At 70.1% G+C, this 26,053-nt stretch carries 27 protein-coding genes; 11 read left to right on the top strand and 16 right to left on the bottom strand.

Annotated elements, in window-relative coordinates:
- Positions 1-22 precede the first annotated feature (22 nt).
- Positions 23-853, top strand: coding sequence for a DUF7504 family protein (locus SD626R_RS04770; RefSeq protein ID WP_092564323.1), 831 nt, complete (start codon positions 23-25; stop codon positions 851-853).
- Between the two features lie 66 nt (positions 854-919).
- Here SD626R_RS04770 and SD626R_RS04765 read toward each other — a convergent pair whose 3' ends face one another.
- From SD626R_RS04765 to SD626R_RS04750, 4 genes are all read right to left on the bottom strand, one after another.
- Positions 920-2,329 carry a HEAT repeat domain-containing protein gene (locus tag SD626R_RS04765; protein ID WP_092564242.1) on the bottom strand — a complete coding sequence of 470 codons (1,410 nt, stop codon included), beginning with the start codon at positions 2,327-2,329 and terminating at the stop codon, positions 920-922.
- A gap of 103 nt (positions 2,330-2,432) precedes the next feature.
- Entirely contained in the window at positions 2,433-3,032 is a 600-nt protein-coding gene (gene thpR / locus SD626R_RS04760; RefSeq protein ID WP_092564239.1) for an RNA 2',3'-cyclic phosphodiesterase, read from the bottom strand.
- Positions 3,033-3,191: 159 nt separating this feature from the next.
- Complete coding sequence (locus SD626R_RS04755) at positions 3,192-3,575, bottom strand: hypothetical protein (RefSeq protein ID WP_092564236.1); 384 nt, start codon at positions 3,573-3,575, stop codon at positions 3,192-3,194.
- 152 nt (positions 3,576-3,727) lie between these two features.
- Positions 3,728-5,518 (bottom strand): excinuclease ABC subunit C, encoded by a 1,791-nt coding sequence (locus SD626R_RS04750; RefSeq protein WP_092564233.1) that lies wholly within the window; start codon positions 5,516-5,518, stop codon positions 3,728-3,730.
- Positions 5,519-5,664: 146 nt separating this feature from the next.
- On the opposite strand from SD626R_RS04750, the gene SD626R_RS04745 reads away from it, so the two are divergent.
- The 3 genes from SD626R_RS04745 (at position 5,665) to SD626R_RS04735 (ending at position 9,000) form a co-directional block, all read left to right on the top strand.
- The gene (locus SD626R_RS04745) at positions 5,665-7,290 is read left to right on the top strand and encodes a methyl-accepting chemotaxis protein (protein WP_092564231.1); all 1,626 of its coding nucleotides are present in this window, start codon (positions 5,665-5,667) and stop codon (positions 7,288-7,290) included.
- A gap of 100 nt (positions 7,291-7,390) precedes the next feature.
- Positions 7,391-8,785, top strand: coding sequence for a cytochrome P450 (locus SD626R_RS04740; protein ID WP_092564228.1), 1,395 nt, complete (start codon positions 7,391-7,393; stop codon positions 8,783-8,785).
- Between the two features lie 5 nt (positions 8,786-8,790).
- Positions 8,791-9,000 carry a hypothetical protein gene (locus SD626R_RS04735; protein ID WP_092564225.1) on the top strand — a complete coding sequence of 70 codons (210 nt, stop codon included), beginning with the start codon at positions 8,791-8,793 and terminating at the stop codon, positions 8,998-9,000.
- A gap of 365 nt (positions 9,001-9,365) precedes the next feature.
- On the opposite strand, the gene SD626R_RS04730 is transcribed toward SD626R_RS04735, so the two are convergent.
- Positions 9,366-9,941 (bottom strand): 2'-5' RNA ligase family protein, encoded by a 576-nt coding sequence (locus SD626R_RS04730; protein ID WP_092564222.1) that lies wholly within the window; start codon positions 9,939-9,941, stop codon positions 9,366-9,368.
- A gap of 3 nt (positions 9,942-9,944) precedes the next feature.
- Positions 9,945-10,148 (bottom strand): DUF7554 family protein, encoded by a 204-nt coding sequence (locus SD626R_RS04725; RefSeq protein ID WP_092564219.1) that lies wholly within the window; start codon positions 10,146-10,148, stop codon positions 9,945-9,947.
- Positions 10,149-10,244: 96 nt separating this feature from the next.
- Here SD626R_RS04725 and serB point away from each other — a divergent pair, with 96 nt between their 5' ends.
- The 4 genes from serB (at position 10,245) to SD626R_RS04705 (ending at position 13,211) form a co-directional block, all read left to right on the top strand.
- Positions 10,245-10,901 carry a phosphoserine phosphatase SerB gene (gene serB, locus SD626R_RS04720; protein ID WP_092564216.1) on the top strand — a complete coding sequence of 219 codons (657 nt, stop codon included), beginning with the start codon at positions 10,245-10,247 and terminating at the stop codon, positions 10,899-10,901.
- A gap of 111 nt (positions 10,902-11,012) precedes the next feature.
- The gene (locus SD626R_RS04715; RefSeq protein WP_092564213.1) at positions 11,013-11,816 is read left to right on the top strand and encodes a lycopene cyclase domain-containing protein; all 804 of its coding nucleotides are present in this window, start codon (positions 11,013-11,015) and stop codon (positions 11,814-11,816) included.
- Positions 11,809-12,909 carry a Brp/Blh family beta-carotene 15,15'-dioxygenase gene (locus SD626R_RS04710; RefSeq protein ID WP_137782644.1) on the top strand — a complete coding sequence of 367 codons (1,101 nt, stop codon included), beginning with the start codon at positions 11,809-11,811 and terminating at the stop codon, positions 12,907-12,909. Before SD626R_RS04715 ends, SD626R_RS04710 begins: the two co-directional genes overlap by 8 nt.
- Positions 12,906-13,211 (top strand): DUF7861 family protein, encoded by a 306-nt coding sequence (locus SD626R_RS04705; protein WP_092564210.1) that lies wholly within the window; start codon positions 12,906-12,908, stop codon positions 13,209-13,211. The genes SD626R_RS04710 and SD626R_RS04705 overlap by 4 nt, the downstream gene beginning before the upstream one ends.
- 29 nt (positions 13,212-13,240) lie before the next feature.
- Here the strand turns inward: SD626R_RS04705 and SD626R_RS04700 are convergent, their stop codons facing one another.
- The 3 genes from SD626R_RS04700 to SD626R_RS04690 form a co-directional block, all read right to left on the bottom strand.
- Entirely contained in the window at positions 13,241-15,031 is a 1,791-nt protein-coding gene (locus SD626R_RS04700; RefSeq protein WP_092564207.1) for an L-aspartate oxidase, read from the bottom strand.
- Between the two features lie 98 nt (positions 15,032-15,129).
- A complete protein-coding gene (locus SD626R_RS04695; RefSeq protein ID WP_092564204.1) occupies positions 15,130-16,017 on the bottom strand; it encodes a YkgJ family cysteine cluster protein in 888 nt (295 codons plus the stop codon).
- 424 nt (positions 16,018-16,441) lie between these two features.
- Positions 16,442-17,119 (bottom strand): class I SAM-dependent methyltransferase, encoded by a 678-nt coding sequence (locus SD626R_RS04690; protein WP_092564201.1) that lies wholly within the window; start codon positions 17,117-17,119, stop codon positions 16,442-16,444.
- Positions 17,120-17,234: 115 nt separating this feature from the next.
- Between SD626R_RS04690 and SD626R_RS04685 the strand changes: the two genes are divergently transcribed.
- Complete coding sequence (locus SD626R_RS04685; protein ID WP_092564197.1) at positions 17,235-17,678, top strand: DUF2391 domain-containing protein; 444 nt, start codon at positions 17,235-17,237, stop codon at positions 17,676-17,678.
- A 38-nt stretch (positions 17,679-17,716) separates the two neighbouring features.
- Here SD626R_RS04685 and SD626R_RS04680 read toward each other — a convergent pair whose 3' ends face one another.
- A complete protein-coding gene (locus tag SD626R_RS04680; protein ID WP_092564319.1) occupies positions 17,717-18,271 on the bottom strand; it encodes a magnesium transporter in 555 nt (184 codons plus the stop codon).
- A 95-nt stretch (positions 18,272-18,366) separates the two neighbouring features.
- Entirely contained in the window at positions 18,367-18,939 is a 573-nt protein-coding gene (locus tag SD626R_RS04675; protein WP_092564194.1) for a magnesium transporter, read from the bottom strand.
- Positions 18,940-19,083: 144 nt separating this feature from the next.
- On the opposite strand from SD626R_RS04675, the gene SD626R_RS04670 reads away from it, so the two are divergent.
- The gene (locus SD626R_RS04670) at positions 19,084-19,662 is read left to right on the top strand and encodes a DUF7090 family protein (protein ID WP_092564191.1); all 579 of its coding nucleotides are present in this window, start codon (positions 19,084-19,086) and stop codon (positions 19,660-19,662) included.
- Positions 19,663-19,695: 33 nt separating this feature from the next.
- Here SD626R_RS04670 and SD626R_RS04665 read toward each other — a convergent pair whose 3' ends face one another.
- The gene (locus tag SD626R_RS04665; protein WP_092564188.1) at positions 19,696-20,562 is read right to left on the bottom strand and encodes a DUF7089 family protein; all 867 of its coding nucleotides are present in this window, start codon (positions 20,560-20,562) and stop codon (positions 19,696-19,698) included.
- 251 nt (positions 20,563-20,813) lie between these two features.
- On the opposite strand from SD626R_RS04665, the gene SD626R_RS04660 reads away from it, so the two are divergent.
- Entirely contained in the window at positions 20,814-21,353 is a 540-nt protein-coding gene (locus SD626R_RS04660) for a hypothetical protein (protein ID WP_092564185.1), read from the top strand.
- 66 nt (positions 21,354-21,419) lie between these two features.
- On the opposite strand, the gene SD626R_RS04655 is transcribed toward SD626R_RS04660, so the two are convergent.
- From SD626R_RS04655 to SD626R_RS04640, 4 genes are all read right to left on the bottom strand, one after another.
- Positions 21,420-22,601, bottom strand: coding sequence for an aspartate kinase (locus SD626R_RS04655; protein WP_092564182.1), 1,182 nt, complete (start codon positions 22,599-22,601; stop codon positions 21,420-21,422).
- A gap of 344 nt (positions 22,602-22,945) precedes the next feature.
- Entirely contained in the window at positions 22,946-23,641 is a 696-nt protein-coding gene (locus tag SD626R_RS04650) for a Zn-ribbon domain-containing protein (protein WP_092564179.1), read from the bottom strand.
- Positions 23,642-24,058: a DUF2073 domain-containing protein gene (locus tag SD626R_RS04645; RefSeq protein WP_092564176.1), complete on the bottom strand. Its 417-nt coding sequence runs from the start codon at positions 24,056-24,058 to the stop codon at positions 23,642-23,644.
- Entirely contained in the window at positions 24,058-24,699 is a 642-nt protein-coding gene (locus SD626R_RS04640) for an Era-like GTP-binding protein (RefSeq protein ID WP_092564173.1), read from the bottom strand. The genes SD626R_RS04645 and SD626R_RS04640 overlap by 1 nt, the downstream gene beginning before the upstream one ends.
- Positions 24,700-26,053: the final 1,354 nt, after the last annotated feature.

Genomic DNA, 26,053 nt, shown 5'->3' with positions numbered 1-26,053 from the left:
CCGTCGAGACACGTTCCCGATCATGGTTGGCCGTTGGGCGTGTGACCGGTGTGGGTTCGTCGCGTGGACGCGGGACCGGTCCGGCATGCGCGAGGTGACGGGATCCCACCTGCTCGCTCACCACTCGGACGCGCTCTCTCGGTCCGACTTCCGCGTCAGTTGGGACTGCCCGTACTGCGCCACCGCCAAGACGGCCTACGACACGGACGGCGCGGTCGCCGAGTTCAAAACTCACCTCCACGGTCACGTGACGGACCGCGTCGCCGACGGGGTCCACGTGGCCGACCGGGTGAGCTGGGACGGCGTCGTCCGCGTCGACGCGTCGCCGACCGGCGACGAGGCTGACGCGCTCCGGGCGCACTTCCACGGCGCGGTCGGACTCGTCGTCGCCGTGACGCCGTCGCCGGAGCGGTTGGTCCGCGCGCTCGACGAGCGCCTCGACGCGTGGCCCCGGCGGACGGTGATCGTCAGCACCGGCGAGTACGACTTCGAGGCGACGCCGGACGTCGACTTCGAGGGCGTCGGCATCGAGATGGTCGAACTCGACCCGCGTCTCTCGCCCGACGAGGTCGGCGAGACGGTCTCGCGTATCCTCGACGCCAACCGCCAGCCCGGCGAGCCCGTGTCGCTGGAGGTGAGCGTCTTCCACCAGATCGTCGCCGCCTTCGACGTCGAGCGCGCGGTCTCGTTCGTCCGCATGCTCGCCGCGCGCCTCGCCGACACGGGCGGCGTGTTACAGCTGTACGTCGACGCCGACGAGGACCGGAACGTCGCCACGGTCCTCAATTTCCTCGACGAGACGATCGACCTGACGGTCGCGGTCGACGACGACCGGTTCGTCCGCCGTCCGTGAGCGGCTCCTCGCTCGCGACCGGCTTCGGTCCCCGAGCGGCGTCCTGCTCGTGGACGGCTCCCCGCCTCACTCCTCCCGGCTCTCCGTGTAGTCCGCGGGCCAGCGGACGTAGACGTACTCCACGTGACGGTCCGCGGCCGTCTCGACGACCGCACGCTTGAACCGCCGCAACACCGCTCTGGCGCGCTCCCGGGCGGGATCGGCGGTCGCCTCGTCGCCCGCGAGCTCCCGGAGCGACCGCTCGACGTCGACGCCGAGCGGCGATTCCGGCCGCTCCGCGTCGGTGCTCTCTCCCTCGGCTCCGGCGGCCGCGACGACTCGTGGCAGGTACGCGGCCGCGAGGTCGGCCACCAGCCGGTCGCGGTGATCGAGCGCGTCGATCAGCCACTCGACCGCCGCCGAACGGTCGGCCGCGGCCGGGTCCGCCGCTTCGAGGAGCTCGCAGTACAACCACGCCGCGTACCGCCGCGTCTCGGCGTCCACGCGGGCCTCGGACCGCTCCGCGTCGTCGCCTTCGGCTCCGTCTCGTGCGGCCGCGGTCCGCTCGGCCGCGACGGCGCGGAACGCCCCGAGCACGCCGCCGGTCTCGAACGGCCGCTCGGCGAGGAGTCGGTCGCGCACGCCGCCGGCTGAGACCGCGCCCGCCTCGGCGATCACCGCGGCGACCGACGCGGCGGCGGCCCGCCGGACCGGCTCCGAAGGGTCCGCCAACGACCCGAGGAGCACTCCGGCGGCGTCCCGGCGGTTCAGTCGTCCGAGCCCGCGGACGGCCGTGAGCCGGAGTCGCTCGTTACCCTGCCGCGCCGCGAGCGCGAGCAGTTCGGTCGCGTCGTCGCTGTCCATCGCGACGAGCGCGTCCACCGCGGCGCCGCGCACGAGGCCGTTCGGCGCGTTCACCAGCGGTCGCACCGCCTCGACCGCCTCGCCGCCGGACCGAGCGTATCCCTCGACGGCCCGGGCTTGGACGCGGGGGTCGTCGTCGTCGAACGCCTCGCGGAGCCGGGACGCCGCCGCCTCGGCGCCGACGGCGGTCAGCCCGGTCGCGCCGACCATCCGGTAGGCGGCGCGGTCGCTCTCCAGCCACCGACCGAACGCGTCGGCGGCGCCGGCGTCTGCGTCCGGAACGTGACTCGCCGTCTCGCCCGATTCGCGTCGCTCGGCGACGCGCGCCGCCAGCCGGTCGACGTGGGCGTCGCTGTGGAAGTACAGCGACTCGATCGCCGCCGCGCGCACCGACTCGTCCGGGTCGTCGAGGGCGGTCGCGAACAGCGCCTCGACGATCCGGCCTTCCTCGGCGTTCATCGACCTAGAGGGGCTCCCCAGCGCCTCGGCCGCCTCGCGTCGCGTCTCGGCCTCGAACCGCCGACCGAGGCGAGTCAACGCCGGGGTTCGGCCGCCGTCGCCGGGGCCGCCTCGGTCCGCGTCGCCGCCCGGTTCGGACCCCGCGTCTCCCTCCGGTCGCGCCCTGTCGTCCATCTCGCGTACCTCTCACTGATCCGGTAGGTTAAACGTACGCCTGCGGCTATCACCGCTGAGAACCCGCCCGCGGTGCGGGCCGAGCCGAACGCCGCGAACCGCGCTATTCCAGTCGGAACTCTCGGACCGCGTCGTACTCGGCCCCCGACGCGGTCAGCGTCGACGCCACCAGCCGGATCTCGTCGACCGAGAACGCACCCACCTCGGGGTCGCCCGCGTCGAGCGCGTCTCGGACCGCCTCCGCCTCGGTCGCGCTCTCTACGCGCGCCAGCGTGACGTGGGGCGTGAACGCGTGGTCGGCGGGGTCGACGCCGAGCGCGGTCGTCACCGCCTCGAGGGCACCGTGAAGCGCGGTGAGGTCGTCGCCGCCGCGCTCGACTCCCGCCCACACGACGGACACGTCGTCGCGGTTCGGGAAGGCGCCGAACCCCTCGACGGCGCACTCGAACCGACCCACGTCGGCCGCCGCGACCGCGCGCTCGCCGGCCGCGATCGCGTCGTCGAGGGCGGGAGCGGCGGTCTCGCCGGCGTCGTCCGCGTCGTCGGCGTCCGATTCGTCGACCTCGCCGAGGAACTTCAGCGTCACGTGCGCCTGTTCGGGATCGACGAACCGCAGGCCCTGGGCGCCCTCGAACACGGCCTGTGCCTCCGCGACCGGCTCCGTGAGGTCGTCCGGGAGGTCGACGGCGAAGAACGCTCGCATGACGGGCAGGGAGTTGGGCGCGGCGAGGGATAAATCGTCGACGGCGTCGAGAGCGGCCCCCTCGAGGCGGAGTATGCGTTTTGCGTCCGTGGCCGTGCTACGCCGGCCGAACCCGAATACTCGTAGTAGAGGGTGATGGCACCGACGAGAACCGCGGGATCACTCCTCGACCGCCTCGACCTCGACGACCCGAACGTCGGCCTCGGCGACGGGCTCGGGTGAGGAAGTCGAGATGGTGACGTTCCCCGTCGCGCCCGCCGAGACGTCCATGATGCCGCCGCCGTCTGAGGTCCCGTCGTTCGTGTACCGCGTCACGACGTCGCCGTCGGCGTCGTATCCGATCACGCGGACGGCAAGGTTGTACCCCGTCTCGTCGTCCGTGTTCACGAGCGTCGCCTCACAGCTGACGCCCGCTCCCGTCTCACAGGAGGTCCGTTCGACGTGGACCGGTTTCTCCCCGGTCTGATGAACGAACGCGGCGCCCGCGACGCCCGCGAGAACGACCAACACGAGGAGGGCCGCGATTCGGGTCGATCCGTTCACGATCCGGCGTTGAACGGCGCGACACAAATGGTTGGGGTCCTCGTGAGAGGCCGTTCCACCCCTGTCCGCGGGCGTTCGACCGGGTCGCGGCAGCGCGGTTCGTCCCGACCGTGCGGCAATCGGTCTCGCGTCGCCTCGGTGTGGTCGGTCGGTTACAGGCGCTGTTTGAGCGTGTCGGCCGTCGCGTCACCGACACCGTCGACATCGGTGAGGTCTTCGCGGGAGGCGTCCCGGACGTTCTCTACCGATCCGAACCGGCGCAGGAGCCGGCGCCGCGTCTCGGGGCCGACGCCGGGCACGTCGTCGAGGACGGTCGCCACCTCGTCGCGGACGGTCTGGTGGTAGGAGACGGCGAAGCGATGCGCCTCGTCACGCACGCGCTGGAGCAGGTGCAGCTCGGGGGCGTCGTCGTCCCACCGGCGGGTCCCCGTGGGGGTGACGACCAGCTCCTCCGCCTTCGCGAGGGCGACGACGGGGACGTCCCAGCCGGTCTCGGCGAGGGCGTCGCGGGCGGCCCCGAGCTGGCCCTCGCCCCCGTCGATCAGGAGGAGGTCGGGGTCGGGGCGGTCGTCCCGGTCCTCGACCGCGCGCTCGGCGCGCCAGCGGATCAGCTCTCGCATGTTCGCGTAGTCGTCGTTGCGGTCGGTGAGCTTCTTTCGACGGTAGTCGGCCGTCTCGGCGCTCCCGTCGACGAAGCAGACGTCGGAGCCGACCACGGCGGTGCCCTGCGCGTGGCTCACGTCGAACCCCTCGATCCGGGCGGGGCGGTCGATCCCGAGCCGCTCGCCGAGCGCGCCGACGGGGTCGTCGCGGCCGCCGCGCTTGCGGGCGTTCTTGAGCGCGAGTTCGACGAGCTTCGCCTCGCGACCCGCGCCGGGGACCCGCACCGCGACGCCCTCCGACTCCAGCCAGTCGACGACGTCGGGGTCCGAGGGGCGCTCGGCGAGGAGGACCGCGTCCGGGAACTCCCGCTCGGCGTAGTACTGCGTGAGGAAGGCGGACAGCACCGCGGCGGGGGTGTTGGCGTCGGGGTCGGCGGGGTCGGCGGGGTCGGCGGTCGCTTCCGGTCCCTCGTCGTCCCCCACGGCGGCCGCGTCCAGTCGGTGCCGACTGCGGTCGACCAGTTGACCGCGCTCGCTGTGGAGCCGGGCCACGCGGGCGACGTCGCCCTCGACGGCGGCCGCGAGCACGTCGACGGTGCGGTCGTCGGACCGGTCGCTGACCGCCTCGCCGCCCTCCCCGTGGAACGCCTCGACCGCTTCGAGGCGGTCCCGGAGGTTGGCGGCGCGCTCGAACTCCGCGCCCTCGGCGGCGGCCTCCATCCGCCGGCGCAGCGGGTCAGCGAGGACGCCCGTCTCGCCCTCCAGGAAGCGGTGGACCGCGGCCACGTCCTCGGCGTAGCCCTCGGGAGATATCTCGCCGGTGCAGGGGGCCGAGCAGATCCCCATCTCGTAGTCGAGGCAGGGGCGGTCGCGGTTCGCGTACTTGTGGTCCGAGCAGCCCCGGAGGCGGTACTCGTCGCGGATCGCCTTCAGCACGGTCTCGACGCGGCCCTTGTCGGTGAACGGGCCGTACGCGACCGCGCCCTCCTCCGGATCGCGGGTGACCTCGATCCGCGGGACCGGGTGGTCGGTCAAGGCGATCAGCGGGTACGACTTGTCGTCCTTCAGCCGCACGTTGAACCGGGGCTGGAGCCGCTTGATGAGGTTCGCCTCCAGGAGCAGGGCCTGCGTCTCGGTGTCGGTGACCGCGAACTCGATCCGGTCGGCGCGGGCGACCATCCCCCGGATGCGCCCCGAGCGCGGGTCGGCGTACGACCGCACCCGGTCCCGGAGGTCGACCGCCTTGCCGACGTACAGCGTCGTCTCCCCCGCGCGGAACTGGTAGACGCCGGGCTCGGTCGGGAGGTCCGCGGCCCGCTCGCGCACGGCGTCGGCGTCCATCGGATCGGCGTAGCCGCCGGACGCGTTTGAACGCTGCGGGCGGGGGCGCGGCCGATGCCCCGCCGAGCGCCGGACCGGGTTCATTATCAGGCGTGAATAACGGAGGGAACGCTTTATTCGGGTGCTTGGAAGAGAGCAACGTAAATATGACTGGAGTTCGAGGGCTGCTCCGACGCGTGCTCGGGCGGGATCGGGACTCGCGGTCGGTCCCGGACGGGGGCGTCGTCGTCGACGACCCGATCGGCGACGAGGGGGCGAACGGGGCCGGTCAGAGGCCCGGGACGGGCGAGTCCGGCGGCGAGGAGTACGCGATCACCGAGGAGGAGGGCGTCGACCGCGCCGGGACGCTCGCGGCCGCCGGCTTCGAACAGGTGTTCGACGCGACGAGCGTGCCGACGTTCATTCTCGACGCCGACGGCAACGTCGCCGAGTGGAACGAATCGATCGCCTCGCTCACGGGCGCCGAGCGCGAGGACGCCGTCGGGCACGACCACGTCTCGGAGCTGTTCTACCCCGACGGCCGCCGGGCCGACACGCTCGCCGACAAGGTGCTCGACGCGCCCGAGACCGCCGACGAGGTGTACGGGGTCGAACGCTGCGGTTCGGCGGAGGACCGCTACCGCGACACCAGCACCATGGTCGACCGCCACGGCGACGAGAAGCACATCGAGTTCACGGCGACCCCACTGTACGACGGCGACGAGCTCGTCGGCGTCACGGAGGTCGTCATCGACCGGACCGAGAACGTCAACGAGCGCGACGCGACGAAGCGGCTGGTCTCGGAGATCCGCGAGACGGCCGAGGAGATCGGGGAGGGGGACCTCGACTCCCGCGCCGTCTGCCACGAGGAGTGCGAGATCCTCGACGATGACCTCCTGCAGGTCATCGGCGTCGTTAACGGGATGGCCGAGAACCTCCAGGACCTCTCCGAGAGCGTCCACGAGCAGGCGCGCCAGATCGACGAGACCGTCCAGGAGGCGAGCGGGGCGGCCGCCGACATCGCCGAGAACGTCGACGAGCAGAACGAGCTGTTAGAGGAGAGCGTCTCCGAGATGCAGTCGTTCTCGGCCGGCATGGAGGAGGTCGCCGCCACGGCCGACCAGGTCGACTCGGCCGCGGTCGCCGCCAGCGAGGCCGCCGACGAGGGGCTCGACGCCAGCGAGGACGCCCGGGAGGCGACCGAGGACGTCGTCGAGATCGGCGACGAGCTCGTCGAGAGCGTGGGCGCGCTCTCGGAGCGTATGGACGACATCGAGGAGGTCATCGAGGTCATCTCCGACGTCGCCGAACAGACGAACCTGCTCGCGCTGAACGCCAACATCGAGGCCGCCCGCGCCGGGGAGGGCGGCGACGGCTTCGCGGTCGTCGCCGAGGAGGTGAAGAAGCTCGCCGACGAGACCAGAGGCTACACCGAGGAGATCACGGAGAGCCTCGCGGAGCTCCAGGCGCAGTCCGACGAGACGAGCACCGCCGTCGAGCGCTCGCACGACCGCATCGAGGACGCCGGGACCGAGATCGAGACGGTGCTCGATTCCCTCGAAGAGATCGCCGACGCGGTCGACGAGGCGGCCGCGGGGGTCGCCGAGGTCGCCCGGACCACGGACGACCAGGCCGCCACCGTCGAGGAGCTCACGTCGTCGCTGGAGGCGGTCCGGGAGCGCTCCGACCGCACCGAGGACGCGACCGACCGCATCGTCGAGGCGACCGACGACCAGGAGGCCGCCGTCGACGAGCTGATCACCCGCGTCGAGCGGCTGGACGCCCGGCAGTAGACGGCCGGTCGCCCGGCGAGAGGCCGCCGGACGCGGGTCGGTAGCCGGGGCGCGTGCTCCCCCGCCGAACGTTTAACCTCGCCGAGACCCTGTCTCTCGTATGTCCGTCACGCCGCCCGGACCCATCGGCGACCCCGTCTTCGGTAACGGTCGCCAGTACGCCGACGACCCGTTCTCGTTCATGCGAGCCTGCGCCGACAGCTACGGCGATGTCGTCCGCTTCGACCTCGGCCCGCGCGAGACCTACCTCCTGACGAACCCCGCCGATGTCGAACGCGTGCTCGTCGCCGACGCCGACCGCTACCGCAAGCCGCAGTTCGGCGACGACGCCATGGACACACTGCTCGGGAACGGCCTCCTCATGAGCGAGGGGGAGACGTGGCAGCGCCAGCGGAAGCTCGCGAACCCCTCCTTCCACAACCGCCGGATCGGGGCCCTCGCGGGGACGATGGTCGATCACACCCGGTCGCAGCTCGCGGACTGGGAGGGCGGCGACGTCGTCGACGTCCAGCTGGAGGTCGCTCGCCTCACCGTCAAGATCATCGTCTCGGCGATGTTCGGCGCCGACATCACGGACGAGGAGGTGAAGACGGTCCAGGAGAAGCTGGAGCCGCTCGGCGCGCGGTTCGAGCCGGACCCGCGTCGCTTCCTGATCCCGAACTGGGTGCCGACCCGCGAGAACCGCGAGTTCGACGCCGCGGTCGACACCCTCGAATCGGTGATCGACGGGATCGTCGACCGACGCCGAGGGACCGAGCGCGACCCCGCCGCCGACCCGGCCGGCCCCGAGGGCGTCGCGGTGCGCGGCCCCGCCGGCGACGCCGACGGCGACCTCCCGATGGACCTGCTCTCGGTCCTGCTGCGCGCCCGCGACCGCGGCGAGCAGACCGATGAGAACCTCCGCGACGAGCTGGTGACGATGCTCCTCGCGGGCCACGACACCACCGCGCTCACGCTCACCTACACCTTCTACCTGCTCTCGAACCACCCCGAGGCCCGCGAGCGCGTGGCCGAGGAGGCCGCGACGGCGACGGAGGGCGGCGCCCCGACAGCCGCCGACGCCCGCGACATGGAGTTCACCGAGCGCGTCCTGAACGAGGCGATGCGGCTGTATCCCCCCGTCTACACCCTCTTTCGCGAGCCGAAGCTCGACGTGAAGATCGGGGGATACCGGATCCCGGAGGGCTCCGCGCTGATGCTGTCGCAGTGGGTTGTCCACCGGTCGCCGCGCTGGTACGACGACCCCGAGGCGTTCGACCCGAGTCGATGGACGCCCGAGCGCCGGAGCGGACGCCCGCGGTTCGCCTTCTTCCCGTTCGGCGGCGGTCCCCGGCACTGCATCGGGAAGGCGTTCTCGCTGCTGGAGGCCAAGCTGATCCTCGCGGAGGTGTGCTCGCGGTACGACCTCGGCTACGAGGGCCCCGACCTCTCGCTGCGCGGCTCGCTGACGATGCACCCGGACCACCCGGTGCCGATGCGAATTCGCGAGCGCTGACCGGGATGCCGGGCGACGGGACGGGGTCGTACTGTCGGCGCTGCGGCGAGCCCCTCTCGCGCGGCGTCATCGCGAGCGAACAGCGCGCCTGCTGTCTCAACGCGACCCCCATCGCCGGCGTCTGCCCGACGCACGGCCCGGTGGGGCCGCACCACGCGGTCGACGAGCCGGGGGAGCGCAACGATTCGGATACTGAAGACGGCGATCAAGAGTGAGCGCTGGCGGCGACGTACTGTTTATAACCCGATAGCGGTGGCGCGCGCCTCCGAGCGCCCACCGGGCGCGAGGAGCGCGTGCGAGGGAGTCGATCACTCGGAGCAAAGCGGAGAGTGGCCGACGAGACTGGAGAGGCGTGAGGCTGTGCGGTTGCGGTGCGGGGTGGGACTCAAAGGGGCAGTCGCGATTCCCGCGAGCGAGGCGAGCGGGAAGACGAGAGACGGAGTCTCTCGAAAGGACGAAACACACCGAGGCAAGGACCGCAGGGAGCGAGCAACGCGAGCGACTGAGGACCGCAGCGAGGTGCGCGAGTCGTCGCGACTGGGGCTTTGGAGGTGTTCACCGCCGATCCGCTAGCAGCTACTTATAAGTTGATAGTCGCGGCCACTTCACGAAATTCGGGGTCGTACATCTCGATTGCATGAACCCGCCACCGGATCGGCTCGAACTCCCGATTGACGAGGTCGGCCACGACGCCCGGGTCGGGGTTCCCGCCGCGCGCTAGAGTGACGTGCGGGACGAACTCGTCGCCCTCGATCCGATCGATCGCGCCGTAGGCCGCGCACAGCCGGTGGTGGAGCCTGACGAGCCCCTCGCTCTCGACCGCGAGGTACACCACCGGACGGGAGCCGGACGCGGGCGCGTCGAAGACGTCGATCCCGGTCACGGCGACCTCGAACGGGTCGGTTCCGGACAAGAGGGGGCGGAGGCCCTCGCGCAGCGCCGCGACCGCGTCGGGCTTGGGCGGGCGCGAGGGCGACGACCCGAGCCCGCGATTCGACTCGCCGCCGTCGACCCGATCGGGAACGTCCTCGACCCCGAGCCGCTTGCAGACGAGGGTGTGTCGGTCGCGCACGCGGTCGAACCCCGATAGTTTCGGGTGGAGATCGGCCGCGAGGTCGCCTACCGCGGGCGGGAGCGGGACGTTCAGGCTGAACACGCCTCAGATCCGGTCGGTGAGCCGTAAGGCGATCAGGACGACGATGGCGACGACGATCAGCGTCGGGAGTGCGTCCAAGAGCGCGAACGTGAGATCCAGTACCGCCCCGAGGACCTCCAGGAGAAGCCACACGATAGCGAGCCCTAGGATTACCTTCAGGAGGTCGTCGACGTCGACGTCGGCGCGGTCCGCGTCGGTTCGGTCCATACGGGACCGACGGCGTCGGCCGTCAAAGTCCCACCGGCCCGCGGCGCCCGCTGCGTGATCAGGTGCTTCAATACCCCGCCGCGCCGAACGAGGCCTATGAGCCTGATCGCGTTCGACTTCGACGGCACGCTGTCCGACTCCGAGATGACGGTCCTCCTCGCCGAGCGCGCTGGCGTCGCCGACGAGGTCGCGGCGATCACGGAGCGGGCGATGAACGACGAACTCAGCTATGCCGAGAGCCTCTATCAGCGGGCGGAGCTGCTCGGAGGGCTCGACGAGGAGGCGGTCGACGGCGCGTTCGACGAGGTGACGCTCCGCCCGGGGGCCGGCGAGCTGATCGAGCGGCTGCGGGCCGACGGCCACCACGTCGCCGTGCTCACGGGCGGCTTCGAGCGCGGCGTCGAACGCGCGCTCGCGAAGGAGGACGTCGAGGCCGACACAATCGTCGCCAACCGCCTCCCGATGTCCGGTGGGAAGCTCACCGGCGAGGCCGAGGGGCCGCTCATCGAGGGGACGAAGGACGACGCGCTGGCGGAGCTCGCCGCCGACCTCGGCGTCCCGATGAGCGAGACGGTCGCGATCGGGGACGGCGCGAACGACCTCCCGATGCTGGAGGTCGCCGGGCTCGCGGTCGGGTTCGTGCCGAAAGACGCGGTGCGTCCCGTCTGCGACGCCGTCGTCGCCTCCATGTTCCGGCTCGGGAAGGTGCTGGAGGGACACGGCGTGCTCTCGGTCGAGTCGTCGCCTCGATGACCGCCGAGCGGGACCTCGACGATCGTCGGACTCGGTCACACTGTTTGGACGGGCCCTTAATAAGAGGGAAAGCGAACATGGAGCCATGATCGCCGTCGCCGGGGTGAGTAGATGCTTCCGACGCTGACGTACCTCCAGTTCCACCTCGTCTTCAGCCTCCCCGTGGTCGCGGCGCTGTGGTACCTCGCGCCGCGGTACGATCTCGTTCGCCGGCGGCGCGCGACGGCCGGGATCGCGATCCTCGTCGCCATCGCGTACCTCTACACGACGCCGTGGATCAGCTACATGATCCGACAGGGGGCGTGGTCGTACGCCGACGGGGCGGTGCTCGTTCGAGCGCTGTCGATCCCGCTCGGCGAGTACCTCTTCTTCACGATCCAGACCGTCGTCACCGCGTTCGCGCTCCACCTGATCGGGTTCGACCCGACGTTCCGCGAGGGCGACTTCGACCGGGGGCCGCGGATCGCCGGCGTCGTCGCCGGCGTCGCGATGGTCGTCGTCGGGCTCTGGCTCGTGACGCTCGACCCCTCGTACCTCTACCTCGGCGGGCTGATCGCGTGGGTCGGCCCGGTGTTCGCGCTCCAGTGGGCGGTCGGCGGCGGCTACCTGGTCCGGACGCCGCGAATGTGGCTCGCGGCGACGTTCCTCCCCGCGGCGTACTTCTGGGTCGCCGACCGGATCGCGATCGCGATGGGGACGTGGCGGCTCTCGGCCGAGTTCACGACCGGGATCGCCGTCCTCGGGCTCCCGATCGAGGAGATGCTCTTCTTCGCCTCGGCCGGCGTGATGACAGTGAACGGGCTCGTGCTGTTCGAGTGGGTCCTCGACTGGAACGACCGGCGCGGTCGGCCGACCGAGACCGCGGCCGACGCGCTCGAACCGGACCCGGAGCCGGCCGAACCGGTCGATGACTGAGACCGCGACGCGCTCGGCGGCGCAGCGTCGAGCGGCGGTCGACGAGGGCGACGACCCCGCTCGGTCGGCGGTCGACCGGTGGTTCGCGTTCTACCCCGCGCTGGCGCTCGCGGCGCTGCTGCCGGTCGGGGCCGTGACCCCCCTGTTTCCGGTGGAGGTCGGCGTCGCGACGTTCGCGCTGGGGACGCTCGTCGTCGGGATGGCTCACGGCGCGGTCGACCACCTCGTTCCCCTGCGGGCGGCGACGAACGTCTCCTTCCGGCGGTCGGTCGCGGTCGTCTCCGTCGCCTACGCGGTCCTCGGCGGCGCGGTCGTCGCGGCGTTCTTCCTCGCGCCGGTCGCGGCGTTCGTCGGGTTCATCGCGCTCACGTGGCTGCACTGGGGACAGGGCGACGTCGCGGCGCTCGTCGTCGCCGGCGTCGACCACCTGCCGACCTCGGCCGAGCGCTGGCTGAGCCTCGTCGTGCGCGGCGGGCTCCCGATGGGCGTCCCGCTCGTCGCGCACCCGGAGGAGTACCGGCTGGTCGCCGAGTGGATCGTCGGGCTGTTCGTCGTCGACGCGACCGCGGCGGCCGCCGCGGTCGCCCCCGTCTTCGTCCCGGAAACGCGGCTGGCCGTCGGCGCGTTCATGGCGGCCGCGACGGCGCTGTCGGTCGGCCTGGGCTACCGGCGGGTCCGCGGGGGCGCCTCGCGGCGAGGGTGGCTCCGCGATGCGGGCGAGGTCTCGGCGCTGTGGGCGTGGTTCCTGCTCGCCGCGCCCGTCTTCGCGATTGGGGTGTACTTCGCGCTCTGGCACGGCCTCCGCCACGTCGGACGGCTGATCCTCGTCGACGACCGGGCGTCCGCGGCGCTCGGCGACGGCGACCTCCCCGGCGCCCTCGCGCGGTTCGGGCGCGACGCCGCCCCGCTCACGCTCGGGGGGTTCCTCGTCGTCGCCGCGGTCGGGCTCTCGGTCCCCGCGGGGGTCGCCGCCCCGGGCGACCTGCTCGCCGTGTCGCTCGTCGCCATCGCGGCCATGACGCTCCCGCACGTGGTCGTCGTCGCGTGGCTCGACCGACGGCAAGGGGTCTGGCGGCCGGGAGAGACCACGTGAATCACGACCGCGTCCACGCCCGAGAGCCGTCGCACCGCGTCGACCGGTGGTCGGTCGGGGTGGTCGAGTCGATGGACGAGCGCGACGGGCACGCGGTCGTGACGGTCCGGCCGGTCACGCGGGACGCGGGCGACGATGGAAGGAGGGGAAAGGGCGATGACAGGGAGAGCGGGAACGACGAGAGTCCCGTCGAACTCGTGATCACGCTCGCCGTCAGGGACCTGTTCGTGGGGCGGCTCTCGGTCGACGACGGCGAGTCGCCGGTCGGCGAGCGCGTGTGGTATCGGAAGCGAGGCGGGTAGCGCGCGACGGATCCGGGACCGCGCCGGCGTCACTCCAGCTGGTGGTAGTCCAGTTCGTGGCCCTCGTCGAGCGCGGCCTGCACGGCGTCGCTCGGCTCGTCGACCGGTTCGGTCCGGAGGGTCATCCCACCGACATCGGCCGCGTCGAAGTAGACGTTCCGCCGCCAGTCGGGGTCGCGGTCGGGGTAGTCCGTGCGGTAGTGAGCGCCGCGGGACTCCTCCCGTTCGAGCGCGCCGCGGAGCACCGCCTCGGCGGCGACGAGGGAGAATCCGATGTCGACGGCGAGTTCGAACGACTCGCTCGTGACGGGCCCGACGCGCATGTCGGCGGCGCGGCCGCGGACGGCTTCGAGGTGGTCGAGGCCCTCTCGAAGCGACGGCTCGTCGCGGAGGATCCCGGCGTGGTCCCACATCACCTCCCGGAGGTCGGCGAGCACCGCCTCGGCCTCGTGCTCGCCGTCGTGGCCCGCCAACGTGTTCAGGTCGCTGAGGTGCGGCTCGACGAGCCCCTCGCGGAGGTCCTCGGGCACCTCACCCGGGCCGTCGGCGCGGTCGGCGATCCGCTCGCCGGCCACGACGCCGTACGCGACGGTCTCGGCCAGCGAGTTCCCGCCGAGGCGGTTCGCGCCGTGGACGCCCGCCATCGTCTCGCCGATCGCGAACAGCCCGTCTACACCGGTCTCGCCGCCGTCGTCGACGGCGACGCCGCCCATCCCGTAGTGGGAGGTCGGGGCCACCTCGACGGGCGCTTCGGCCATGTCCACCCCGAGGTCCTGGAAGCGCTCGTACATCCGCGGGAGTCGCTCGCGGATGAAGTCAGCGTCGCGGTGGGAGATGTCGAGGTAGACGCCGCCGTTCTCGGTGCCGCGGCCCTCGGCGACCTCCTGCGCGATCGCCCTGGCGACGACATCGCGGGCGTCGAGCTCCATCTGATCGGGAGAGTAGCGCTCCATGAAGCGCTCGCCGTCGGCGTTGAACAGGCGGCCGCCCTCGCCCCGGACCGCCTCGGTGACGAGGCGGCCGCTCCACGGCTCCCACTCGGGGTCGCTCTCGTCGACGGCCATCCCGGTCGGGTGGAACTGCATGAACTCCATGTCCATCAGCGAGGCGCCGGCGTCGTACGCCAGCGCCGCCCCGTCGCCGTTGTTCTCGTCGTCCCTAGAGGTGTGTCGGTCGTAGATCGCCGCGTGACCGCCGGCGGCGAGGACGACGGTGCCGGCGTTGAACAGGACGAACTCGCCGGCGTCCATGTCGAACCCGACGGCGCCGTAGACCGCATCGCCGTCCGAGACGAGCTTCGTGATCATCACGTTCTCGCGGTACGGGACCGACAGTTCCTGCGCCCGGTCGACGAGGGTGTTCAAGAGGGACTCGCCGGTGTGGTCGCCGGCGAACGCCGTCCGGCGGAACGATTGGGCACCGAAGAAGCGCTGATCGATCTCTCCCTCGTCGGTGCGCGAGTACTCCATCCCCCACTCGTCGAGCTCGCGGAGCCGTTCCGGCATCTGCTCGGTGACGGTCTCGACCTTCGCCGGATCGTTGACGAAGTGCCCCTCGTTGAGGGTGTCGGCGGCGTGGATCGCCGGCGAATCCTCGGGGTCGTGCGTACCGAGCGCGCCGTTGATTCCGCCGCGCGCCCACGTCGTGTGGGCGTCGCCGTGGCCCCGCTTACCGAGCACGAGCACGTCGTCGATCCCGCGTTCGGCGAGCTCGATCGCGGTGCGGGCTCCCGCGGCGCCGGCACCGACGACGAGGACCGAGACGTCCACGCGGTCGTATTCGACCGGTTCGTCGGGTTCCGTGGGTCGTCGTTCGTTCACGTCACCGGTAGGGTTTCGAACGGGATAAGACTCTCGCGCGTGTGCGCGCACGCGAGCCTTCGTTCCCCTCCACCGTGATCGGGGTTCGGGGGTCCCCGTCAGTCCCACCCGGGCGTCCCGGGGGCACCGGCGTCGTCCTCCAGCTCGCGGATCAGCCGGTTGCGGGAGTCGACGCCGAGGGAAGCGGGGTCGCCGTCGCCGGCGGCGCGCTCGGTCCACGCGCGGATCGCGCGTCCCGCCCACGAGTCGGCCTCCCGGGCGCGCTCACGGGCCCCCGCCATCCGGTCGCGGTCGACAGACAGCGACCCCGGCCGCGAGCCGACGGCGGCCCCGACGAACCGGGCGCGGTCGTCGGCGGTGAGGGAGTCGGTTCGGATCCGGTCGACCACGCCGTCGAGGTCGTCGGGGTCGGGGTAGGCGAAGACGGTCGTTCCGAGGGCCTGGGGGCCGAACGCGGGCGCGGGGAGGTCGGTCGGCGGCTCGTCGTCGAGAAGGCGGTCGCCGCCGCCGGCGTCCTCGACGCGCTCGCACTCCGTCTCCGCGTCGAGTTCGAGGTTGTGCCCCGGGTAGGTCGAGCAGGTCCGGGGGTACAGGTCGCCGCCGTGGATCCGGCACTGGAGCGTCGTCGGATCGAGGAAGACGCAGGCGTCGAGCCAGCGGGGCTCGTCGGTGCCGATCGGCGCGACCGGCTTTGGGGGTTTCCGGAGGCCGATCACGAAGACCGGGCGGTCGTCGGCGGCCGCCACCTCGACGCCGTCGATCGAGGCGGTCGCGTCGCGCTCGGCGGGCTCGAACAGCCGCGGGACGAGGGCGTCGCCGAGCCCGTCTTCGAGGAAGGCGGCGACCTCGTCGCGGGTGAGCGGGGCCAACCCGTAGACGTCGTCGAGCGGGGGGCGGTCGCCGGCGCGGTCGGAGCCGGCTGCGTCCGGCGCGAGCGCCCGCCAGTCGACGCAGCAGCCGGCGCAGTCCTCACAGCGGAGTTCCATCTGGTATCAACTGTGCGAACGGTTCGCATAGTTAAAAGGGATCGGCGGGTGAGCGTGGGCGGACATGTATAGAAGACCGTCGGCGCGCGCCTCCGAGCGCCCACCGGGCGCGAGGAGCGCGTGCGAGGGAGTCGCTGGCGCCATCGGCGCCAGCGACGAGGCTGGGGAGGCGTGAGGCTGCGGTGCGGTCGCGAGCGGGTGGGACTCAAAGGGGCAGCCGGGAGGCGGTCGCAGGCGACACAAGCACCGCAGCGAAGGGGCGGTAGCGACTGAGCGGGGAGCGAAGCGAGCGTGCGCCCGCCTCCCGGCTGGGGCTTTGGAGGTGGTCACCGTCGAATCGCCGTCAATCAGTTATAAACAAACGGCGATAAGCACGAGCGCTACGGTGTCTACAACACCACGGAATACCGCGTAAGCGACTGATTCAGGGCGCGACGCCGACCGTCAACAGCGTCCCCCACGTCCGGTAGCGGTCGACCATCGCCTCGCGGGAGTCCCAGTCGTCGGTCGGGAACGCCGAGGCGTCCGGGATCTCGATCTCGCGGTCGGGCACGTTGTCCTGTTCGGCGACGTGTAACCCGGCGTCGCGGAACGCCTCGCGGTACTCCGCGCGGCTCCACAGCGTCATCTCGATCGCGATGTTCTCCTGCCACGCGTGGGTCGATTCGCTCTCGGCGAAGTAGTTGACGGCGCAGTGGAAGGTGCCGCCGGGCCGCAGGACGCGCCGGATCTCGCGGAGGGTGTTGTGCGGGTCGGCCGCGTAGTAGAACGCCTCCATCGAGAAGACGTGGTCGAGCGAGTCGTCGGCGAAGGGGAGGGCGTCGAAGTCGCCGACGAGGAAGCCGACCGCGTCGTCGTCGGTGTAGCTCCGGGCGTTGCGGGCCATCTCCGGTGCACCGTCGAGCCCGTAGCCGCGGCCGATGCCGCGCTCGCGGAGCGCGCGGAGCGCGTAGCCGGAACCGGTGCCCAGATCGAGGACGGCGTCGCCCGGCTCGACCGGTATCCGCGCGAGCACGTGTTTCGCGGTGTGCCAGTGCCTGTCCTCCATCCCGCGGTCCTTCCCCGACGTCGCCCACTCGTCGAACTCCTCGCGAACGCTCATGACGGCATGACGGGGGGACGGGTGAAAACCGGTTCGGAGGGGGACGGCTCTCGGTCACCGAGACACGGGACCGAAAAGCGCCGTCGTTTTATCGGCTGCCGTCCGTTCGGGGAGTATGAAACGCCCGCGGAGCCTCCGTCGACCGAAGTTCCGGATCGCGGACTCCGCGCAGCAGGCAGTCGGGGGGTTCCTCCTCGCGGGACCGTTCGTCGTCACCGAGGAGGTGTGGGTGCTCGCCGCCGGCATGCACTGGATCCAGGGGGCCCTGACCGCGGGGATCGTCGCGCTGATCGGGTACGCCGCGCTCTATCGGGCCGACACCGACCGCGACCCCGACGTCGAGCAGGAGATCGCGGGGATCCCCGCCCGGTTCCTGTCGCTGATGACCGTCGCATTCGGCTCCGTGGCGGTCCTCGCGGTGCTGTTCGACGCGCCGGACACCTTCCTCATCCAGCAGGGGGTGACGGGAGCGGATCTCTGGGCGACGACGGCCAAGGCGATCACGGTCGGCGCGGTGTTCAGCGTCGTCGGCGCCGCGACTGCCGACAGCGTGTTCTGATCCGGGCGCTCCGAGGGTCGCGAGCGACGGTTCGGAGGTCACACGACGACCGAGACGACGGCGAAGAGGATCAACACGCCGGCGATGTCGCAGACGTTGGTGACGACGGGGATTGTGGTGTCGTCGGGGTTGAGCCCGATCCGGTAGGAGGCCTCCACGGCGGCGACGCTGGCGACGACCACGAGGACGGCGAGGAGCATGCCGGAGACGATCGAGACGAGGAGCACCCGCCCGAGCCCGAGCGTGCCGCCGAGCGCGACGCCGATGGCCCACGCGGCGACGCCGACGGCGCCGAAGACGGTGCCCGCCAGGGCGAACACGGCGCCGGCGTTCGCCCTGAGCGCGGGGTTCGACGGGTCGAGTTCGTACGTCCCGAGGTAGAGCTGCGTGGTGAGCCGCGAGCAGGTGATCGACGCGAGGTTGCCGGCCGTGCCGATCTGGACCGGGACCAACACGAGCAGCGCCGGGTTGTCGACGAGCACCGCCTCGTACGTCTCCAGAACGGTCCCCGAGACGAGTTGGAGCACCGACAGCGCGGCGAGCAGCGGGATCATCGTCCGGACGATCCGACGGATCGACCACTCGTCGGCCATCGTCGTCTCCGCGCCGGACGCCGAGCGGTCGGCCGAACCGGACGCCGAGCGACCGTCCGAATCAGACGTGGGATCGCCTCCCGCGTCGGCGTCCGTCACAGCACGGCCCCCACGACGTAGATCCCGACGAGGAGGAAGAAGACCCCGAACACGTCGCCGAGCGTCGTCACGACCGGGCCGATCACGTTGTCCGGGTCGAGTCCGCGCCGGTACCCGACGAAGATGACGGCGATCAGCACCGAGATCATGAGCGCCGCGGAGAGGAATCCCGCCACGACCATGATCCCGATCAGCTGGAGGAGGTTCCCGTCGGTCCCGAGGAGCGTCAGCCAGAGGTAGGTGACCACGGCGATGAAGACGGAGACGCTCATCCCGTTGATGAAGGAGGCGAGGACGGCGTTCCTGAGCCGGCGGTCGAGCCGGAATCGGGGTTCGATGAGCCCCTGGTGGAGGCCGGTCGAGAGGCGAGCCCCGAGCGAGCCGTAGACGCCGCCGCGGGTCGCGAGGAACGCCGGGAGCAGGAGGAGCAGGCCGGGGACCTCCGAGATGCCGGCGCGCATCGTCTCGGAGCCGAGGATGGTCCCGGCGAACAGCCCGGCGACGAGGCTGACGAGGATCACCGGCAGCGCCTGTCTGTAGACGTCGCGCGCGGTGTCGTGGCCGGCCATCGTGCGCCCCGACGCGGGGGAGAGTCAAAAACCGGTCGGCCGACGCGGCTCGCGTCCAAGGGCGACCGGTCGCGGGGACTGCGCAGAGGGGCAGTCGGGCGACGTGGCCCGCATCGTTAAGTCGGTCGGGGGGTTTCCGATCCCATGGACTACTCGCTCGCCATCGAGAACGGGCCGGAAACGATCCCGGGCGGCACGGGACTGCTGCTCGTTCACCCGAGCATCGGCGAGACGGACCGGATCGACACGGACTTCCTGAAGACCGACACCGACGCGTTCCTCGTCGTCTCCACGCGGACGACCGCGCGCGAGGTGGAACAGAAGCTGGAGTACTACGACGTCGACGAGACGAAGGCGACGATCCTCGACACGCTCTCCGTCGAACGCGGGTACTCGCGGCGCTCCAGCGACGACGTGTACTACGTCTCCGCCCCCGACGACCTCGACGGGGTCGTCGACCGGGTCGAGCGGTTCCTCACGGAGAACGAGGGGAAGCGGCGGGTCTCGGTCGACTCGCTCACCGAGATGGCGTACTACGCCGACGACGACGCCGTGTTCGAGGCGGCCGCGGACATCCTCGCGCTCCTCGACGAGCACGACGCGGTCGGGATCTTCCACCTCTCCGAGGAGGTCCACGAGGTCGCCACGCTCGACCGGTTCCGGGGGCTGTTCGAGGGGGTCATCGAACTCGACGGCGAGGGGAACGTCAGATTCGAAATGTAGGGGCGGTCGGTCAGTCGGAGCCGAGGCGGCCGATCAGTCGACGTCGGCCATCGATTCGAACGTTTTCTCCGCCCACTTCACCGCGTACGGAGCGCCGCGGTCACGGTAGGCGGCGGTGTCGAGCGCGGCGAACGGCGCGGGCAGGTCGAGCCCGTGGCGGACGGCCGAGCAGGCGTACTCCGTCGCGCTCGCGAAGTCGGTCTCGCCGCGGGCGACCTCCCCGACGAGGTCGCCGAGGCGGCCCTCCAGGCGGTCGCCGGCGTCGGTCCACGCGTCGAACAGCCGCGGGTGGCGTCCTTCCCAGGACGCGAAGACGTCCCTAGTGTACAACCCCACCCACGCGTCGAACAGCGCGGCGGCGACCTGGAAGACGTCGCTCGGACCGTGCCCCGTGGTCGAGGCACCGGTGTCGGGGTCCGGCCGACGGATCGCGGCGTCGAGGTCGCGGTAGCGCTCGCCGAAGAACGGGAGGAAGCTCTCGGGGAGACGGTCCGAGGGAGTCTCCGCCGGAAGCGATCCGGGAGACGGCGAGACGCCGACCTGGACCAGTCGGTCGGCGATCAGGAACGCGAGGAAGTCGTCCGGCGTCCCCTCTGCCCGCTGTTTGACGAGCACGGTCTGCGGCTCGGTCTGCGTCGTCCGGACGACGGTGCCGTCTCCGGGGAGCCCGACGGTGAACGTCGGGCCGGCGTACCGCCGGAGCAGTTCGGGCACCTCGTCGGGGAGCCACTCCGGCGGGAAGGACGCGGGGGAGAGCCCGTCGACGAACAGTCCGAGGTCCTCGGCGGACGCCGGCGGGAGCGTCTCGAAGTCCGCGTCGACGTCGAGGACGGCCGATCCCGGCGCGTGGTCCTCGCGGACCGCGCCGAGGTCGTCGTCGAGCGACCGGGACGAGAACATCAGCCGAGCACGTACGAGAGGATGATGAGTACGGACAGGGCCGCCGAGACGCCGATCGTTCCGAGCACGATCGTTGTGGATTTGCTCATGTCGAACCCTGGGTCCGCCGGTCGGTTAAAAGTATATTACTTCGGACGGACCGGATCCGGTTCGGATGGGGCGGGGTACGCTTCGGGTGCGGGGCGGGATTCCGACGGACCGCGGGAGCCGAACGTCAGCGGGTTTATACGGGTTCGTCCGGTAGCCGTGGTATGCGGATCCGTGACGCACTCGAGTCCGACGCCGAGGCGCTGTCGACGGTGATCGGTCGGCCCGAGGACGTCGTGAGGAACATGATTCACGACCGGTCGGTCCGGGTCGCAGTGGAGGGCGAAGACGGCGACGGCAAAGCCGTTGGAGGTCGAGGCGACACCGATGGGGATCGAGGCGACACCGATAGCGGAAGTAACAGCGGTGGAGGCGACGCCGGTGGCGGAGGCGGAAGCGGGAGAGACGAGAACGGGGAAACGGTGCTCGGGTTCGTCGCGTTCGACGTTCGCGACGGGACCGTTCACGTGACCGACTTCGACGGGAGCGGCTCGACGATCGAACGGCTCTTCGAGGAGCCGCGGCGGTTCGCGCGCCGAGAGGGGATGGGCGTCGAAGTCGTCGTTCCGAACGACGAGGATACCAGCGAGGTCATCGAGGCATCGGGGTTCGCCGTCGCCGGGAGAGGGCCGCGATTCGAGGGACGGCGGACCACGCGGTATCGGATCGAGTACGAGGAGTTAGACGGGCGGTCGGATGAGTGAAATCGGCCGGGGTGATGGGCGAAATCGGCCGAGGTATGAGACGAGTGAACCCGATCGGACGAGTCGTCAGTCGAACCGCTGTTGGACGATTTCGAGGCCCTCCTCTCGATCGTCCCAGTCGACGAACACTGCGACCGACGTCGCGCTCGTGATGAGGTCGATGATGTTTATCCCCGCGTCGGACAGCGGGGCGATGATGTCTTGGATGACGCCCGGCTGGTTCGGGAGTTCGCCGCCGGTCACCCGGATGACGGCGATGGGGTCGGCGACGGTCACCGACGAGAGCGCCTCGTCGTCGACGACGGCCTCGTGGAGGAGCGCCTCGGCGGTCTCCGCGACGTCGACATCGACGTAGAACGTGACCGAGTCCATCCCGGAGGCGACCGCGTCGATGTTGATCTCCTCCTCGCGGAGGGCGTTCGCGAGCTGGGAGAGGATCCCGGATCGGTTCCGGATCGCGCGCCCGGCGATGGTGAGGCACGCGAGCGGCTCCTCGCGCATGTCGATCAGACTCTCGAACTGACCCTCGATTCGGGTCCCGCCCCTGAGGAGGTCGCCGTGCTGATAGTGGACGACGCGGACCGAGAGGTCCTCGTCCTTGTACGAGAGCGCCGACGGCGCGACGACCTCGGCGCCGCGGAACGAGAGGTTCCGGAGCTCGTCGACGGTGATCCGTCCGACGTTCCGGGCCCCCTCGACGACGCGGGGATCCCCGGTCATGACGCCCTCGACGTCGGTGACGATCACGACCTCGTCGGCGTCCATGTAGTTGCCGAGCATCACCGCGGTCGTGTCGGAGCCGCCGCGGCCGAGCGTCGTGACGTTGCCGTCGTGGTCCTCCGCGAGGAAGCCGGTGATGATCGGGACGACGCCGTCGAGCCGCTCCGCGAGCGCGTGTGCGCGCTTCTTCGTCTCCTCGACGTCGACTTCACCGAGCTCGTTCGTGATCACCGGCCAGTCGGGGTGGCCCGGTTCGAGGAAGACGGCGTCGATACCGCGGACCGAGAGGGCCGCCTTGAGCATCCTGACGCTGGTTCGCTCGCCCATCGAGACGATCTCGGCGCGGTCGGCGTCGTCCGTCTCGAAGGTGATGTCGTCGAGGAGTTCGTCGGTGGTCGATCCCATCGCGCTCGCGACGACCGCGATCTCGTGGCCCGCTCCGACCGCGTTCGCGACGGAGTCCGCCGCGCGTTCGATGCGGTCGCCGCTCCCGAGGCTCGTCCCGCCGAACTTGGCGACTACGCGCATACGGGCACCTCGTCGCGGGAACTCCGGTCGCGGTCGTCGGGTCGGGTCGGTGGAGAAACGGATCGAGATCGCGAAGTGAAAGCGTGATCAGCAGACATGAGCGCCCGTAACGGAGGAAGCCGCATAACTGTGTCCACTTCGACAATGGTCGCCCGAACGCGCGGTTCGGCCGAACGTGCTGTTCGACCGGACGGACGCGTCGACCAGGGGATGGTTCGGCTGGGTAGGTGGTCCGGCTGGGCGGGTGGCTCGGCCGAATCGAGGGCTCAGCGGAGGACAACGCGACTAGATCGGCGGTTCGGGGATTCGATGAGTGCGCGGTCTGCAGGGAAACCCCGCCGACGCTATTCGTCCTGAATGTCCCACGCGTCGGGCATTTCGATGACGTATCGACCGTCCTCCTGCAGCGAGATGATGTACTCCTGACGCTCGTACAGCTCCATCAGGTTGAGTTCGTACTTCCCCGGGCTCACGATCCGGATGCTCTCGAACTGCTCGTTGAGTTCGTCTCGGAGCTCGTCGATGTCGGGGCGAGGGCCTTCCGGGTCGGCGGATCCGCGAGGGTCCGCGCCGGAACCGGAGTCGACGGGCTGGCTCGCCTGATCGAGTTCGTCAGGCGAGACGACATCGGATCGGGCGCTCGCCTGCGCGACGTTCTCCTCGCTGCGTTCACGGACGTGTTCGGTCCCCGTTGACTCCTCGTCGACGGCGGGCGTCGAGTCGGCGTTGTCGGGGGTGTCGACGGCGGCGTCGGGGGCGGAAGCCGAGTCGGCGGGATCGGGCGAAGGAGAGGGTGACCGTCGCGTCTCGTCGGGCGTCGGTTGCTCGTCGGGTACGGACTGCTCGTTCGGGCTCGGTTGGTCGTTCGGGCCTGGTTGGTCGTTCGGGCCCGGTTGGTCGTTCGAGGGTGACTGCTCGTCGGCGGTCGCGCCCGCGGGCTTGAACTGGAACTTGTTCCCACCGCAGTCCGGACAGCCCGAGAGCATCTCCTTCGACCCGTCGGGGAACGTCCGGCCGCAGGTGGTACACTGGTGGGGCATTTACTTGCGGGAGACGAGCGTGCTGATGAGGTTCTCGTCTTTGTGCAGCGTCTCGATCCGGTTGGCCGGGCCGATGACGGTGAGCTTCTGGGCTGACTTCCGGCCCATCAGCTTGTCGAGGAAGCTCTGGTCGCTCGTCTCGGCCTTCGGGTACGTCTCGATCTCGATCCCGGTGAAGTCGTCCGGGCTGATCTCGGTCATCGTCACCTCGATCAGCTTGGACTCCTCGTCCGGAGAGAGCCCCTCTTCTAAGATCACGATGTTACCCTCCCGGACGCCGTCGAGGATGAGGCGGATCTTCTCCATTCCGGTCAGCCCCTCCATCCGGGCGCCGCTTATCATGTCGATCCGGACGCCGTCGTCCTCGGGGCCGTCGGAAGAGGCGTCGCCGTCGACGTTGGGGGTCGGTCCGGGCATCAGCCGAAGTACTCCGCGATCTTCGTGTACACTTCGTCCATGTTGTCGCCTTCGAGCGCCGAGAGGGGGATCGTCTCGTGTTGCGGGAAGGCGTTGGCGATCTGCTGGACGTCCGCTCCGGGGAGGTCCGTCTTGTTCGCGAGGATCAGCGCCGGGAGGTCCTGCGACTCGATGATCCCGATGAGCATCGTGTTCACCTGCGTGAACGGGTCCGTCGTGGAGTCGAGGACGTAGATGACGCCGTCGACGTCCTCGCGGAGCCAGTGCATCGCCTCCGCGACGCCCTCGGTCGCCTCGCGGGAGCGACGTACGGCGTCGTCCTTCTCCATGTCGTGGTCGAGGAACTCTTTGTAGTCAACCTTCGTCGTCACTCCCGGCGTGTCGACGATGTCGATGGTGACCTTCCGGCCGTTCCGCTCGATCTCGACGTTCTCCTTGCGGCGAGCGCGTCGAGTCTCGTGCGGGATGTGACTCTCGGGCCCGACGGCGTCGCCCGTCCAGTCCCGTGCGATCCGATTTGCGAGGGTCGTCTTTCCGGCGTTCGGCGGTCCGTAGATCCCGATCCGCTTGGGTTCGTCGGCCGCGAACAACCCGTCCGTGACCCGTGATATGCTGTCTTTGAGATTCGTGAGCAGTCCCATCCTGACCTCCAGTCCTGGTTTCTCCCGAACGAGCCGCGTCGCGCGTCACCGCCCGATCCGGCCGCGCCCGGCGTTCGTTCGGGGAATTACGATTGAATCCACGCCCCTCTCACTTAAGAACTGCGTCAGACGTTCCGATCGGTCGATATCGGACGCGTATGGATTCGAACCGCGGAATATGTGTCTCGTTTCGGATATCGGAAAGGAACGAGCCGAATTCGGGATTCCGGCCGGGTGGGAATACTGACGGTGGCACAGGGAGGAGAGTTGACGGCGGCAGAGGAGAAGGTCCGCAGTAGCCGAGGAGTATCGTACGGCGATGCAGTCGGAAGAGAATTCCGAGGTGGCGCTTCGCCCTCGCTGAGAGACATGGAAAGAACTGTCCCCGTCAACCGCCCTCAGGAGAGCCGGGTTCGCTGTCCGCTTTCCTCCCCCACCCCTTCGTTTCGACTGGAGACGGCCGATGGTGCGGGTCGGGTGTGGGTGTGGCGGCTTCGGTCCACAGTGACTCGTGTTTAATTGGCTCTCTCAAACCCACAAATAAAAATATTCTATCAACGATAAACGAGAGGGGTTTGTCGAGGGTACTGTTATACTATCTATTGTATAAAACCTTCTATCACAAATAGTACCCCTCGACCACCCCCACCCACCCGATCCGCGTTCCACACGAAACGAAGGGGTGTGGGGGTACCGGTGAGCGTATCGTAGTCGAACCGGTCCGAGACCGGCTCGTCTCCGCTTTGTCAACCGTCACTCGCCCCCACTTCCCCCTACTCAGCTTCGCTCACTCTCACTTCCCGCGCACAGCGGTATCTGTCCTGGCGATGTCCTCGATTATCTTGTACCTCGATATCCGGCTCCGTGGATCGAGAGCGACTCACGGGGAGTAATTCCCCTCAAGCCTCTCCCCGCCTCGGATCTCTCCCGGTCTTCGTCTCCTCAGTACCCGATCTAATCGGATTCCCCGGGACGTCCTCCTCTCGTCGACCGAGCTCGCCTCGTCGACCTCACGTCGAGTCGTTACCGCTCCACGGGGCGGAGTTCGTCCGACGCTCTCGCCGCCCGACGATCGTTTCGAGTCCGGAGAGCAACACTTTAGTACCACCTCTTCATCTGGTTCGACTGCATCAACTGGACATCCGAAAACACGAACTGTGTCGGATGTCAACGTTTCAGGGCGGAACGCGGCGCGCCTCGCCTCCGCGTGGGGTATTTCCACCTGAAACAGGGGGGTTCACATGGACGAAGGAGATCACACACCGCAGGCGGGAAAATCGGAGGACAGTGACGGGGAAACCGATGAACCGGCCACGGCAGATGACGAGTTCGACGATCCGCCTTCGAGTTCGAC

Origin of the sequence: Halorubrum sp. SD626R (genome assembly GCF_001261915.1) — an archaeon.
Classification (GTDB): domain Archaea; phylum Halobacteriota; class Halobacteria; order Halobacteriales; family Haloferacaceae; genus Halorubrum.
Note: the sequence above shows the minus strand (reverse complement) of the source record. Positions and strands in the feature narration are given on the sequence as shown.

Coding starts and splice junctions, on each gene's coding strand:
- SD626R_RS04770 (WP_092564323.1), top strand. CDS start 23: ATGGTTGGCCGTTGGGCGTGTGACCGGTGTGGGTTCGTCGCGTGGACG.
- SD626R_RS04765 (WP_092564242.1), bottom strand. CDS start 2,329: ATGGACGACAGGGCGCGACCGGAGGGAGACGCGGGGTCCGAACCGGGC.
- thpR (WP_092564239.1), bottom strand. CDS start 3,032: ATGCGAGCGTTCTTCGCCGTCGACCTCCCGGACGACCTCACGGAGCCG.
- SD626R_RS04750 (WP_092564233.1), bottom strand. CDS start 5,518: ATGGACGCCGACGCCGTGCGCGAGCGGGCCGCGGACCTCCCGACCGAG.
- SD626R_RS04745 (WP_092564231.1), top strand. CDS start 5,665: ATGACTGGAGTTCGAGGGCTGCTCCGACGCGTGCTCGGGCGGGATCGG.
- SD626R_RS04740 (WP_092564228.1), top strand. CDS start 7,391: ATGTCCGTCACGCCGCCCGGACCCATCGGCGACCCCGTCTTCGGTAAC.
- SD626R_RS04735 (WP_092564225.1), top strand. CDS start 8,791: ATGCCGGGCGACGGGACGGGGTCGTACTGTCGGCGCTGCGGCGAGCCC.
- SD626R_RS04725 (WP_092564219.1), bottom strand. CDS start 10,148: ATGGACCGAACCGACGCGGACCGCGCCGACGTCGACGTCGACGACCTC.
- serB (WP_092564216.1), top strand. CDS start 10,245: ATGAGCCTGATCGCGTTCGACTTCGACGGCACGCTGTCCGACTCCGAG.
- SD626R_RS04715 (WP_092564213.1), top strand. CDS start 11,013: ATGCTTCCGACGCTGACGTACCTCCAGTTCCACCTCGTCTTCAGCCTC.
- SD626R_RS04710 (WP_137782644.1), top strand. CDS start 11,809: ATGACTGAGACCGCGACGCGCTCGGCGGCGCAGCGTCGAGCGGCGGTC.
- SD626R_RS04695 (WP_092564204.1), bottom strand. CDS start 16,017: ATGGAACTCCGCTGTGAGGACTGCGCCGGCTGCTGCGTCGACTGGCGG.
- SD626R_RS04690 (WP_092564201.1), bottom strand. CDS start 17,119: ATGAGCGTTCGCGAGGAGTTCGACGAGTGGGCGACGTCGGGGAAGGAC.
- SD626R_RS04685 (WP_092564197.1), top strand. CDS start 17,235: ATGAAACGCCCGCGGAGCCTCCGTCGACCGAAGTTCCGGATCGCGGAC.
- SD626R_RS04680 (WP_092564319.1), bottom strand. CDS start 18,271: ATGGCCGACGAGTGGTCGATCCGTCGGATCGTCCGGACGATGATCCCG.
- SD626R_RS04675 (WP_092564194.1), bottom strand. CDS start 18,939: ATGGCCGGCCACGACACCGCGCGCGACGTCTACAGACAGGCGCTGCCG.
- SD626R_RS04670 (WP_092564191.1), top strand. CDS start 19,084: ATGGACTACTCGCTCGCCATCGAGAACGGGCCGGAAACGATCCCGGGC.
- SD626R_RS04665 (WP_092564188.1), bottom strand. CDS start 20,562: ATGTTCTCGTCCCGGTCGCTCGACGACGACCTCGGCGCGGTCCGCGAG.
- SD626R_RS04660 (WP_092564185.1), top strand. CDS start 20,814: ATGCGGATCCGTGACGCACTCGAGTCCGACGCCGAGGCGCTGTCGACG.
- SD626R_RS04655 (WP_092564182.1), bottom strand. CDS start 22,601: ATGCGCGTAGTCGCCAAGTTCGGCGGGACGAGCCTCGGGAGCGGCGAC.
- SD626R_RS04650 (WP_092564179.1), bottom strand. CDS start 23,641: ATGCCCCACCAGTGTACCACCTGCGGCCGGACGTTCCCCGACGGGTCG.
- SD626R_RS04645 (WP_092564176.1), bottom strand. CDS start 24,058: ATGCCCGGACCGACCCCCAACGTCGACGGCGACGCCTCTTCCGACGGC.
- SD626R_RS04640 (WP_092564173.1), bottom strand. CDS start 24,699: ATGGGACTGCTCACGAATCTCAAAGACAGCATATCACGGGTCACGGAC.